General features: G+C 72.8%; 11 protein-coding genes. All 11 read right to left on the bottom strand.

Annotated features, from left to right (window positions below):
- Window positions 1-97: 97 nt before the first annotated feature.
- The gene (locus tag ACFQ2D_RS11050; protein ID WP_280941531.1) at window positions 98-730 is read right to left on the bottom strand and encodes a response regulator; all 633 of its coding nucleotides are present in this window, start codon (window positions 728-730) and stop codon (window positions 98-100) included.
- 90 nt (window positions 731-820) lie between these two features.
- Complete coding sequence (locus ACFQ2D_RS11045) at window positions 821-1375, bottom strand: PilZ domain-containing protein (RefSeq protein ID WP_280941288.1); 555 nt, start codon at window positions 1373-1375, stop codon at window positions 821-823.
- Window positions 1372-1653 carry a hypothetical protein gene (locus ACFQ2D_RS11040; RefSeq protein ID WP_280941289.1) on the bottom strand — a complete coding sequence of 94 codons (282 nt, stop codon included), beginning with the start codon at window positions 1651-1653 and terminating at the stop codon, window positions 1372-1374. The genes ACFQ2D_RS11045 and ACFQ2D_RS11040 overlap by 4 nt, the downstream gene beginning before the upstream one ends.
- Entirely contained in the window at window positions 1650-2042 is a 393-nt protein-coding gene (gene fliS, locus ACFQ2D_RS11035) for a flagellar export chaperone FliS (protein WP_280941290.1), read from the bottom strand. Before fliS ends, ACFQ2D_RS11040 begins: the two co-directional genes overlap by 4 nt.
- 1 nt (window position 2043) lies before the next feature.
- The gene (fliD, locus tag ACFQ2D_RS11030; protein WP_280941291.1) at window positions 2044-3390 is read right to left on the bottom strand and encodes a flagellar filament capping protein FliD; all 1347 of its coding nucleotides are present in this window, start codon (window positions 3388-3390) and stop codon (window positions 2044-2046) included.
- A 245-nt stretch (window positions 3391-3635) separates the two neighbouring features.
- Window positions 3636-4775: a flagellin gene (locus ACFQ2D_RS11025; RefSeq protein WP_280941292.1), complete on the bottom strand. Its 1140-nt coding sequence runs from the start codon at window positions 4773-4775 to the stop codon at window positions 3636-3638.
- Window positions 4776-4929: 154 nt separating this feature from the next.
- Window positions 4930-6132: a flagellar hook-associated protein FlgL gene (gene flgL, locus ACFQ2D_RS11020; protein ID WP_280941293.1), complete on the bottom strand. Its 1203-nt coding sequence runs from the start codon at window positions 6130-6132 to the stop codon at window positions 4930-4932.
- A 9-nt stretch (window positions 6133-6141) separates the two neighbouring features.
- Entirely contained in the window at window positions 6142-8025 is a 1884-nt protein-coding gene (flgK, locus tag ACFQ2D_RS11015; RefSeq protein WP_280941294.1) for a flagellar hook-associated protein FlgK, read from the bottom strand.
- A gap of 3 nt (window positions 8026-8028) precedes the next feature.
- Window positions 8029-9090, bottom strand: coding sequence for a flagellar assembly peptidoglycan hydrolase FlgJ (flgJ, locus tag ACFQ2D_RS11010; RefSeq protein WP_280941295.1), 1062 nt, complete (start codon window positions 9088-9090; stop codon window positions 8029-8031).
- Between the two features lie 216 nt (window positions 9091-9306).
- Window positions 9307-10428: a flagellar basal body P-ring protein FlgI gene (locus ACFQ2D_RS11005; RefSeq protein ID WP_280941296.1), complete on the bottom strand. Its 1122-nt coding sequence runs from the start codon at window positions 10426-10428 to the stop codon at window positions 9307-9309.
- A gap of 10 nt (window positions 10429-10438) precedes the next feature.
- Complete coding sequence (gene flgH, locus ACFQ2D_RS11000; RefSeq protein ID WP_280941297.1) at window positions 10439-11155, bottom strand: flagellar basal body L-ring protein FlgH; 717 nt, start codon at window positions 11153-11155, stop codon at window positions 10439-10441.
- Window positions 11156-11159: the final 4 nt, after the last annotated feature.

Genomic DNA, 11159 nt, shown 5'->3' with positions numbered 1-11159 from the left:
AATTCCCGCCCCGGTGTCGGGGAAACCCCGACATTGCGTCAGGTTTCCGACCCGCCCCGGCCCGATGTGACGCCGCGGGTCCAAAACTGCCGACCGCTCAGGGGCGGTCGTGCAGGCGCATGGCGATGCGCAGCAGCTCGCCCGCGTTGCGGCAGCCCAGGGCTTCCATCATCCGCGCCCGGTGGGTTTCCACCGTCTTGACGCTGATGCCAAGGTCGCCGGCGATCTGCTTGGTGGTGCGGCCGGCGCCCAGCGCGTCGAGGATCTCGCGCTGGCGCCGCGGCAGGGCGTCGACATTGCCTTCGCCGCGGCTGCCGTTGCGGTAGCCCTGCAATTGCGGTGCCGAAACCTGGGGACTGAGGTAGGTGCGTCCGGCGGCGGCGGCGCGCACGGCGATCTCCAGCTCCGCCGGCGCGGCTTCCTTGACCACGAAGCCGAGCGCGCCGCGCGCCAGCGCCTCGCGTACATGCAGGGCGTCGTCGTGCATGGACATGATCACGACCGCGCATTCGGGGCTGGTGCGGCGCAGTTCGGCTAGGGCGTCGAAACCGCTGCGGCCCGGCATGGAGAGGTCGAGCAGGATGATGTGCGGCAGGGTCTCGCGCGCGCGGATCACCGCCTCGTCGGCGCTGCTGGCCTCGGCCACCACCTCGATGTCCCCGAACGAGTCGAGCAACCGGCGCAGGCCCGCCCGCACCAGCGTGTGGTCATCGCAGATCAGCACTTTCAGCAATGCATCACACCCCTTGTCCCGCCAGCGCCACCATAGCGGCGGGCGCGGTCCCCTGTGTGCAGTCCGCCAAGAAGTGTGACAGATTGCTCACTCGGTGGGGCGAGGGCGCCGGCTTTCCGCCACCGCGCGGCGGTGGATCCGGAACAGGTGCCGTTCCAGCGCGGCCTCGAGCGGGGCCGGCAGGGCTTCGAACCGCAGCCACACCCGGGTGCCCGGGGCTTCGACCGCGCTGGCGATCGCGGTCGCCGGCAGCAGCAGGGTCGAGGGCAGCCAGTCGGCCGGGCGCACGCGGAACAACCCGCTGGCACCGGACGCGGGCGCCTCGTCGAGCACCAGGCTCGCGCCCTTCGCGGACCAGCGCAGGGCGCGCGCCGGATCCTCGTCCATGCGGCACAGGCCGGCGACCAGGGTGGTCAGCAGGTCGAGCTTGGCTTCGATGCGCGGCAGGGCGTGGTCGCCGGATTCAGGTTCTTCCGGGCGCGGGCCGTCCTCGACCACGGCCAGCGCGCGCAGCAGCGCTTCGCCGCTGGCGGCCAGGACGGGACGGGGCTGGTCGGCGCGCGGCACGAATGCGGCCGGGCGCAGCTCCTCGCAGGCGAGGGTCTCGCCGAACAGCAGCCGTTCCGCCTCGGCCGGATTCATGCCAGGGCCTGCTGCCAGGCGCGGGCGCCGCGCTGGTCGCTGTTGAGCTTGTCGAGCGCGCGCGCGACGTCGTCGCGGGCGGCGCGGATCTCTTCGGTGAGCGCGTGCTGGGCGTCGAGCAGCTCCAGCCAGGGCGCATGCGGCGTCTTGGAGAAATCGACCTTGGCCAGGGCCTGCGCCACCGCCTGGCCGTGCGCGTCCAGCAGCGCGCTGGCGCGGTCCCAGTCCTCGCCGGCAATGGCCGCGCGGACCTCGGCGGCGGGCAGCACCGGGATCACGCGGCCTCCGGCGGCGCGATCGCCAGCCAGGCCGACTCGATGTCGCCCAGCAGGTCGTCGACCTCAAGCAGGGGCGCCGGATCGTTGTTGGCATTGGCCGCGAGCAGGCGGCGTTGCGCATAGTCGTAGAGCGCCTGCAGGCCATCCGCGATCTCGCCGCCGGCTTCCATGTTCAGCGCGCCGTTGAGTCCGCCGATGATGGCGCTGGCGTCGCTGATCGCCTGCGACTTGCGCGGCAGGTCGCCGCGTTCGAGACAGGCCGCGGCCAGGCGCGCACGCTCACGGGCGCCGGCGAGCAGCAGCGCGATCAGCCGGTGCGGGCTGGCTTCCAGCGTCGCGCTTGCCACGTCGGTCTGCCGGTACTGGTTGGCGAGGATGCGGGCGTTCATGTCAGTCTGGCTTCGGAAGGGCGGCGATCTGCTGGGCGAGGTAGTCGCTGCTGGTCTGCAGGCTGGTCAGCAGGACATCGAGCGCGGTGAACTGGGTGCGGTAGCGCACCTCGGCCTGGCTCATGCGGAAGTCGAGCGCGCTGCGCTGGCTGGCCAGCGCCTTGCTGCGCGTGCTCAGGTTCTCGCTGCGCGAGGCGAGCAGCCCCTCGGGGTCGAGCAGGCGGTCCAGGGTGGCGTCGAGCTTGCCTGCCATGCTGTCGGTGCCGGTGCCGAACAGGCGCGAGGTCAGCGTCGGGTCCTTGGCCAGGCCCGCGTCGAACGCGGTCTCGTCCAGCTTGAGCGTTCCGTCCTTGGCGATGGTGATGCCCATCGCCTTGAGGTCCATCACGTTGCTGCTGACCGTGTCGCGCAGCTCACGCGCCGCGTTGCGGGTCATGGCGTCGCCGTTGAGCGCGGCGGCGACCTGGGTGGAGGTGTTGTAGGCGGTGGTGGTGGCGATCGAGGCCAGCGCGGCGTTGTACGCGTTGACGAAGTTCTTGGCGGCGTTGCGCTGCGCGCTGCCGTCGCTGTCGATCCCGAGCTGGTGGACCACGCCGGGTTCGGCCCTGGTCAGGGTGAGGCTGACGCCTGCGACCAGGTCTTCGATCGTATTGCCCGAGTGGGTGCGCTCGAAGCCGTCCACGCGGACGCGCGCATCCGCGGCCGCCGTCAGCTCGGACATCGGGGAGGTCCCCGGAGGGCCATAGGCCAGCGCCGCCAGGCCCCCGTCGCCGCCGCTGGCGGCCACGGTCAGGGCATGGGCGGTGCCGGTGCCGACCGCGTTGAGGACCAGGTGCGCGCCATCGTCGCCGACCACGATGCTGGCCGACACGATGCGCCCGCCCGCCTGCGCGTTGATGGCGTCGCGGATGCCGGTGAGGCTGGCGTTGTCCTCGTCGATGTCGATGGTGAGGGTGGCGTCGCCGGCGCTGATCGTCAACTGGCCGGTGCCGACCGTTGTATCGGGCCTGGCGAATGCGCCGGAGGCGAGCTTGTGCGCGGTCGCCAGGGCCAGCACTTCGACGCCGTAGCGCCCGGTCGCCGCGCCGGTGGAGGCGGTGGCGGTGAAGCCCGCGCCGTCCGGGACCGTGACCTTGCGGGCCTGGGCGGCGTCGCGCGCCCCGAGAGCCTCGACCGCGGTGCGCAGCCCCGAGAACGCGCTGCGCAGGGTGCCGATGGCGGAGATCTGGGCGTTGATCTGGCGCTCGCTGCGATCCAGCCGCGCGTCGGTCGGCGCGCGTTCGGCGGCGACCAGCTGCGCGACCATCGTCATCACGTCGAGCTTGCCCGCCGAGCCGATGGTGGTCATGGCGCGTGGGCCCCCGTGGCGCCGTCCGCCTGGCGCGGGCCGCGGCGTTCAGTGCACTGCTGTGGGGCAGGTCCAGGGCGCATGGCGCGATCCTCGGCGGAATGGGAATTCTGGGTGGAGCCTCGAAACTGGACGGGCCGCGTTGGCGGGCCCGTCCGAACCGTTGCGCACCGCCGCGGACGGCGGATGCGCGTTGTCGCGGTCAGCCGCGAGGCGCGCCTGGGGCGACGCCTCGCGGCGGCCGGTCAGCGGAGCAGGCTCAGCACGCCCTGCGTGGCCTGGTTGGCCTGGGCCAGCATCGCGGTGCCGGCCTGCTGCAGGATCTGGTTGCGCGAGAGCTGCGCCGATTCCTTGGCGAAGTCGGCGTCCTGGATCCGGCTGCGGGCGGCCGACAGGTTCTCCGAGGTGGTCGACAGGTTGGCCACGACCGAGGTGAAGCGGTTCTGGATCGCACCCATCGAGGCGCGCGCGGTGTTGATCGCGTCCAGGGCGGCGGTCATCGACTGCATCGCAGCATCGGCGCCCGAGGCGGTGGAGATGTCGAGGCTGTCGAAACCGGTGGAGGTGGCGCGCGCGTTGGTGCCCGCGGCCAGGCCGGTGGTGGCCGCGGTCGAGCTGGGGCCGGCGTGGGCCACGGCGATGTCGGCGGTGGTCGAGACCAGGGTGATCGTGGTCGCGGTGTCGTTGACCGCGTAGACGCCGGTGGTGTCGGAGACCGAGTTGATCGCGTCGCGCACGCTGGCGGCGCGCGCAGTGGCCGATGCATCGGCGGCGATCGGGCCGACCGAGGTGCCGTTGATCGTCAGGTCGCCGGCATCGATCGCGGTGAACGCGGTCGCGGCGTTGCCGGTGACGGTGGCGCGCTGATAGGAACCCAGGGCGCTGGAGTTGGCGTTGACGATGGAGGAAACCGTGATCGTCTCGCCCTGGTTGGCGCCGACCTGGAACACCTGGTTGTTGAACGAGCCGTCGAGCAGCTTGACGCCGTTGAAGTTGGTCTGGCTGGCGACGCGGTTGATCTCGGCCTTCAGCGCCTGCGCTTCCTTGTCCAGCGCGGCGCGGTCGCTCGCGGAGTTGGTCGCGTTGCGCGACTGCACGGCCAGCTCGCGGATACGCTGCAGGTTGTTGCCGATCTCGGTCATCGCGCCTTCGGCGGTCTGCGCCAGCGAGATGCCGTCGTTGGCGTTGCGGGCGGCCACGTCCATGCCGCGGATCTGGGTGGTGAAGCGCTGCGAGATCGCGAGGCCGGCGGCGTCGTCCTTGGCGCTGTTGATGCGCATGCCCGACGACAGGCGCTGCAGGCTGGTGGCGAGCTGCGCGCTGGACGAGGTCAGGTTGCGCTGCGCGTTGAGCGACATCACGTTGGTGTTGATGACAGAGGACATTGGGACATCTCCTGGGAAGTTGGGTCCGGCGGCGACGAGAGGCGGGGCCGGCGTTCGCAGGGTGTGACCGGGATTGGTCCTCGCCGCTGCTGGTAGAGGTAACGGCGCGCCGCTGTCAAGCTTTAGGGCCGTTTCCCGCCTTCGGGAAAAATTCCTACAGGCGGTCGAACAGGGAGAGGCCCTGCACGCGCAGCATCGTCTTCTGCGCCGCTTCCAGCGCGGTCAGCTGCAGCGCCAGGCGGCTGGCGGCTTCGGCGACATCGACGTCGCGCAGGTCCGACAGCGATTCCTGCAGTGTCAGGTCGGTGGCGCCGCGCACGTCGTCGGCGGTATCGATCGCCGACAGGCGCGTGCCCACGCCCGAGCGCAGTCCCAGCATGTGGTCCTGCGCCGTGGCGATGTCGCCCACCGCAGCGCCGATGAGGTTCTCCCGGCGCGCGCGCTCCACGTCGCTGGCGGCGGGCGCCTCGAGCGCGTCGGCCAGGTTCTGCAGCGTGGAGAAGACGTCGCGGGTCGGCGCCGGTTCGATGGCGAAGCTGTCGCCGGGCGCCGGCGTGCCGGTGATGGTGAGCTGGAGCCCGCCGGCGCTGATGGTCGCGCCGGTGGCATAGGTGCCGGTGGCGAGCTGGGTGCCCGCCCCGTCGACCACGCGCCAGGTGTCGGCGGCGGTGAACTCCACCTGCAGGGCCTGCCGGCCCCAGGCGGCATGGTCGGTCACCCCGCTCGACTGCAGGACGCCGTTGCCGGTGTTGCCGGCCGCGGCGCTGCCGCGGACGATTCCGTCGCCGGTGCGCACGCGCAGGAACACCTCGCTGCCGGGATCGCCGTCGAGGACCCACTGGTCGGGCCCGATCTCGATGGTGTTGCGTCCGTCGTCGCCGGCGTAGGTCACCACGCCGGCATTGTCGGCGAACGGAATGACGCCGTCGCGGGTACCCGAGAACAGGCGCCGCCCGTTGCCGTCCTCGCGGTTGGCGATGGCGAGCAGCTCGCTGCGCACGGCGCGCAGCTCGGCCGCGATCGAGGCGCGGTCCTCGGCCGACAGCGAACCACTGTTGGCCTGCAGGGCGAGCTGGCGCGCGCGGTCGAGCTGGCTGCCGGCGTCGGCCAGCGCCGATTCCTGGGTACGCAGGCGGTGCTGCACCAGACTGGCATTGCGGTCCTGCTGCTGCAGCGAGGCCAGCGCGTGGTCCAGGCCCTGCGCGCGCGCCATGCCCGCAGGATTGTCGGCGGCGCGCAGCAGGCGGGTGTTGCTCACCAGCTCCTGCTGGGTGCGCGCGACCTTCTGCTGCTGCTGCATCAGGCCCTGCAGGCCCTGGGCATGCAGGGCGGCGGTGGACATGCGGAGTACGCTCATGGTCGGTCCTTAGCGGCGCACGGCCGACAGCAGGGTCTGGAACATGGTGTCGGCGGTGGCGATGATCTGGGCCGCGGCCTGGTAGGACTGCTGGAAGCGCATCAGGTCGGCCGCCTCCTCGTCGAGGTTCACGCCACTGATCGACTCGCGTTCGGCGGCGGCCTGCGCGTGGATCGCGGTCTGCGCCTCGTGGCCCAGGTTGGCGTGGCGCGCATCGGTGCCCACGCGCGCGGTCAGCTGGGTCAGGCCGGCGGTGAACGACTGGCTGCCGCCGTCGAGCACGCCGGTCTGGTCGAGGTTGCCGAGCGTGCGCGCGTTGCCGTTGTCGGTCGATCGCGGCGGCGTCGGCGCCAGCGAGAAACGGTCGCCGGCGGCGGGCGCGCCCTCGAGGGTCAGCGACCAGCCCGCGGCCGGATCCGAGATCGCGGTCCCCGGCGTCCAGGCGAAGGGGCCGTTGCCGTCGATGGTGTACTGGTTGCCGTCGATGAACTCGATGGCGGCACCGGCGAAGCCGGCGAACGCGCCCGCGCTGGTGACCTGCGCCTGTGCGACGCGGGCGGTGCCGAGGTTGGCCGGGTCGGCCGCGCCCTGCAGCGGCGAGGCCGCGGCGATCTGGGAGGTGCTGGTCAGCGCCACGCGCAGGCTGGCGGCCGCATCGGCGGCGGGGCGCAGCATGAAGCTGTCGCCGGGCGCCGGGGTGCCGCCGACCTCGAAGGCCATGCCGGCGACGCGGAACGGGTCGGCGGCCGTGCCGCTGCCCGCCAGCGCCACCGCTTCGCCGGTATCGGCGCGGGTGGCCGACCAGGCGCCGTCGAAGCGCAGCACCAGGTCCTGGGCCTTGAGCGCCCCCGGGTCGGTGACGCGCGCGGCGATGCTCGCGCTGCCCGTATTGCCGGTATGCGCGTCCGCCCGCGGCGGGGCCAGGCTGAAGAAGTCGGCGCCGGGCGCGCCGTCGTAGTCCACGCCCGCGCGATGCGCGGCATTGAACGCGCTGGCGAAGGTCGCGGCCAGGCGGCCGAGCTCGGCGCGCGCCGGATCGAGTACGCGCTCGCGGAATTCGAGCACGCCGCCCAGTTCGCCGGACACGCCGGCCGAGGACAGGCGCGTCTTGCCGCCAGGCCCGTCCACCGCCAGCAGCTGCCGGTCGGGCCGGTAGGGATCGGGCACGCTGGACAGCTGCATCGCCTGTGCGCCCAGCACCAGCGGCTGGCCGCCGACGGTGAACACGTTGAGCGAGCCGTCGTCCTGCGCGATCGCTTCGGCACCCACCAGGCCGGCCAGGCGCTCGATGCGCAGGGCCCGGGCGTCGAGCAGGTCGGGCGACGCGTTGCGGCCGCCGGCGTGGATCTCGCGATTGAGTCCGGCGATCTCCTGCGCCAGCTGGTTGGCGTCGGCGATGGTGGACTGCAGGCGCTGGCCCGACTCCTGGTCGAGGACGGCGAGCTGGCCGTCGAGCGCGCGCCAGCGCGCGGCCAGCTGCTCGCCGCTGGACAGCAGCTGGCCGCGCGACACGGTCGATCCGGGTTCAGCGGCCACCGCGTCGGCGGCGTTGAAGAACGACGACCAGTGGGCGGTCAGGCCGGTGGCCGGGTCGGACACCAGCGCGTCCACGCGGCCAGACAGCGACGACAGCTGCGACAGCCGGCCGAGCTCGCCGCTGCTGTCGACCTGGCGCGCAAACACCAGGCCGTCGGCGAGCCGCTGCAGCGCGGCCACCTGCACGCCCTGGCCCACCCAGCTGCCGCCCTCGGGCTGGGCCGGGCGCGCGGCCAGTTCGACGCGCTGGCGGCTGTAGCCGGGCGTCGAGGCATTGGCCACGTTGTGGCTGACGGTGCCCAGCGCGCGCTGGAACGCGAGCAGCGCGGAGGTGCCGGAGCTGAGCATGCCGGTCATGGCTTATCCCCTGGGAACGGCGGCGAGCGCCGCGGCATAGGTGGCGACGGCGGCGGGCTGCGCGGCCGGGGCGGCGGCGTACTGCACCGGAGCGTCGGCGCGCACCGGCAGCGAGGCCAGCGCACGGTTGAGGGTGGCGCCGTTGGCGATCGCGGTGATCTTGGCCGCGTACGACGGATCGGTGGCGTAGCCGGCCTTCTGCAGCGCGCTGGCGAAGCGGTGCACGTCGTTGCCGGTGCCGCGTGCGGCGGCGTAGCGCTCCTTGCCGATCAGCCGGGTGTAGTCGGCGAAGCTTTCGGCCACCGAACCGTAGGCGCGGAATTCGGCGCGCTCGTCCACGCGCTGGCCGCCGACGAATTCATGGGTACGCGCGCTGACGCGATCGCCCTTCCAGCCGCCGGTGGCCTTGATCCCGAACAGGTTCAGCGAGGAAGCGTCCTTGCGTCCGGCCAGGCGCCGGCCCCAGCCGGTTTCCAGCGCGGCCTGCGCCACCAGCGCCTTGGCCGGCACGCCGAGCTCGGCGGCGGCCTTCTGCGCCTGCGGCCAGATCGAGTGCACGAAGGCCTCGGGCGAGCTGGCGTCGAACGGCGCGTCGTCGCCGGCGGCGAAATCGGGCCTGCGCTGCGACGGCGCGGGCGCGGCGTAGGCGTGCAGGTCCATGCCCGGCATCGACACGCCGGAGCGGGTGGGCGCCAGCGGCAGCATCCCTGCCGTCGCTGACGCAGGGGAAAGCGGAATCGGCGCGGCGCCGGCGGCGGGCGCCGACAGCGGCATGGCGCCGGCCGGCGCAGTGGCGCCGCCGCCGCGCTGCTCGAGCTGGCGCATGATCATCGGCGCCAGGCCCAGGCCGCGGCCCCTGGACAGTTCGCGCGCCAGCTGCTGGTCGTACATGTCGCGGTAGCGCGTGTCGCCGCCCATCGCATTGCCCGGCGAGGCGCTGCGCATGGACTTGATCAGCATGTGCGCGAACTGCGTCTCCAGCTCGCGCGCCGCCTTCTCCACGTCCGCGCGCGGCGTGGCCTGCGCGGGCGCGAGATCGAATGCGTTGGTGGCGGGAAGGCGCATCAGGCGGCCGGGAATCGCGAACGGGGAATCGGGAATCGAGGCGCCGGACCGGATGCCTGCGGCATCCGGTTGGAGAGGGTCGAAACGGCGGCAAACCAGCGCATGCCGGCATGGATGCAAGCCACGTGCCCGGCCAGCGCTGCGGACGCGGAAACGGCGACGGGAACCGGCGACGGACCGGTTCCCGATTCCCGATTCGCCGTTCCCGGCTTCACGTCATATCACCTCAAGCTCGGCGCGCAGCGCGCCGGCGCGCTTGAGCGCCTCGAGGATGGCGACGATGTCGCCGGGCGCCGCGCCGACGGCGTTGACCGCGCGCACGATCGATTCCAGCGACGAACCGCCTTCGAACAGGAACATGCGGCCGCCGTCCTGGCTCACTTCCAGCGCGGACTGCGGCGCGACCACGGTGCCGCCGCGGCCGAACGCGCCGGGCTGGCTGACCTGCACGCTCTCGGTGACCGAGACGGTGAGCGAGCCGTGCGAGACCGCCGCCGGCAGCACCGACACCTCGCCGCCCATCACCACGGTGCCGGTGCGGGCGTTGACGATGACCTTGGCCGCGGCCGTGCCCGGCGTGACGTCCAGCGATTCGAGCCGGGCCAGGAAACCGACACGGTCGCCGGCCGGCGGCGTCACTTCGATGGTGACGCCGTCGAGCGCGCGGGCGCGGCCCGGGCCGAAGGCGCTGTCGATCGCGCCGACGATGCGCGCGGCGGTGGTGAAGTCGGACTGGCGCAGGTTGAGGGTGACCACGTCGCTGGCGGCGGCGCCCGGCGCGGCGCGCTCGACGATGGCGCCGTTGGGGATGCTGCCGCCGTTGGGCGCGTTGGTGGAGATGCGCGAGCCGTCGCGCCCGGAAGCGCCGAAGCCGCTGACCACCAGGGTGCCTTGGGCGATTGCGTAGACCTGGCCGTCGGCGCCCTTGAGCGGCGCCATCAGCAGGCTGCCGCCGCGCAGCGAACCGGCATTGCCGATCGAGGACACGGTGATGTCGATGGTCTGGCCGGGCTTGGCGAAGGGCGGCAGTTCGGCCTGGATCGCCACCGCGGCCACGTTCTTGAGCTGCGGATTGACGCCCGGCGGGATGGTCACGCCGAGCTGGTCGAGCATGGTCTTCAGGCTCTGCACGGTGAAGGGCGTCTGGCTGGTGCGGTCGCCGCTGCCGTCCAGGCCCACCACCAGGCCGTAGCCGACCAGCGGGTTGCCGCGCACGCCGGCCACCTGGGCCAGGTCCTTGATGCGCTCGGCCTGGGCCGGCGCGGGCGCGCTGCCCAGCACCAGGGCCAGCACGCAGGCCAGGGCGGGGAGCAGGCGGGTCGCGATCGATGTCTGCATGGTCGCGGCCTCAGTACGGGAATGCGGCGGAATTGAAGAACCGCGCCAGCCAGCCCATGGCATTGGAGCGCGCCAGGGTGCCGCGGCCGCCGTACAGGATCTGGGCGTCGGCCACGCGGTCGGAGCTGATGCGGTTGTCGGGACCGATATCGGCCACGCGCACCAGGCCTTGAATCTGCACCAGCTCGTCGCCCTGGTTCAGGCGCATCTGCTTCTCGCCGGCCACGCGCAGGTTGCCGTTGCCCAGGTCCTCGACCACGCGCACCGTGATGTTGCCGGCCAGCTGGTTGCTCTGGGCGCTGTCGCCGCGGCCGGCGAAGTCGCGCGTGCCCTCGATGCCGGCCTGCAGCAGCGGGCGGCCGTTGTAGGTGATGTCCTGGCCGAAGATGGTCGGCGCGGCCACGTCCACGCCGCTCTCCTTGCTCACCGCGGTGGTGGCGTTGGTGCGGGCGCGGGTGTTCTCCACCAGCACGATGGTCAGCAGGTCGCCGACGCCGCGCGCCTTGTTGTCCTGGAACAGCGACATGCCGCGGTGGCCGCCGCCGGCCGAGGCGTAGATCGAGCCGCCGCCGTCGCCGGCCACGGGCGCCGCGGGCATGGCCGCGTAGCCGCCGGGCGCGGCCGCGTGCGCCGGCGTGGCGTGGGCCGGGAAGGGGCGGGTATCGCCCAGGGTCGCGGCGCAGCCGCCCAGGGCCAGCACCAGGCCCATGCTCAGGAGTGCCTTCATGGCC

Origin of the sequence: Luteimonas composti (assembly GCF_042678665.1) — a bacterium.
GTDB classification, from domain to species: Bacteria; Pseudomonadota; Gammaproteobacteria; order Xanthomonadales; family Xanthomonadaceae; genus Luteimonas; species Luteimonas composti.
The sequence above is the reverse complement of the archived record's forward strand: the minus strand, read 5'-3'. Positions and strand labels throughout refer to the sequence as shown.

Coding starts and splice junctions, on each gene's coding strand:
- ACFQ2D_RS11045 (WP_280941288.1), bottom strand. CDS start 1,375: ATGAATCCGGCCGAGGCGGAACGGCTGCTGTTCGGCGAGACCCTCGCC.
- fliS (WP_280941290.1), bottom strand. CDS start 2,042: ATGAACGCCCGCATCCTCGCCAACCAGTACCGGCAGACCGACGTGGCA.
- fliD (WP_280941291.1), bottom strand. CDS start 3,390: ATGACCACCATCGGCTCGGCGGGCAAGCTCGACGTGATGACGATGGTC.
- ACFQ2D_RS11025 (WP_280941292.1), bottom strand. CDS start 4,775: ATGTCCTCTGTCATCAACACCAACGTGATGTCGCTCAACGCGCAGCGC.
- flgL (WP_280941293.1), bottom strand. CDS start 6,132: ATGAGCGTACTCCGCATGTCCACCGCCGCCCTGCATGCCCAGGGCCTG.
- flgK (WP_280941294.1), bottom strand. CDS start 8,025: ATGACCGGCATGCTCAGCTCCGGCACCTCCGCGCTGCTCGCGTTCCAG.
- flgJ (WP_280941295.1), bottom strand. CDS start 9,090: ATGCGCCTTCCCGCCACCAACGCATTCGATCTCGCGCCCGCGCAGGCC.
- ACFQ2D_RS11005 (WP_280941296.1), bottom strand. CDS start 10,428: ATGCAGACATCGATCGCGACCCGCCTGCTCCCCGCCCTGGCCTGCGTG.
- flgH (WP_280941297.1), bottom strand. CDS start 11,155: ATGAAGGCACTCCTGAGCATGGGCCTGGTGCTGGCCCTGGGCGGCTGC.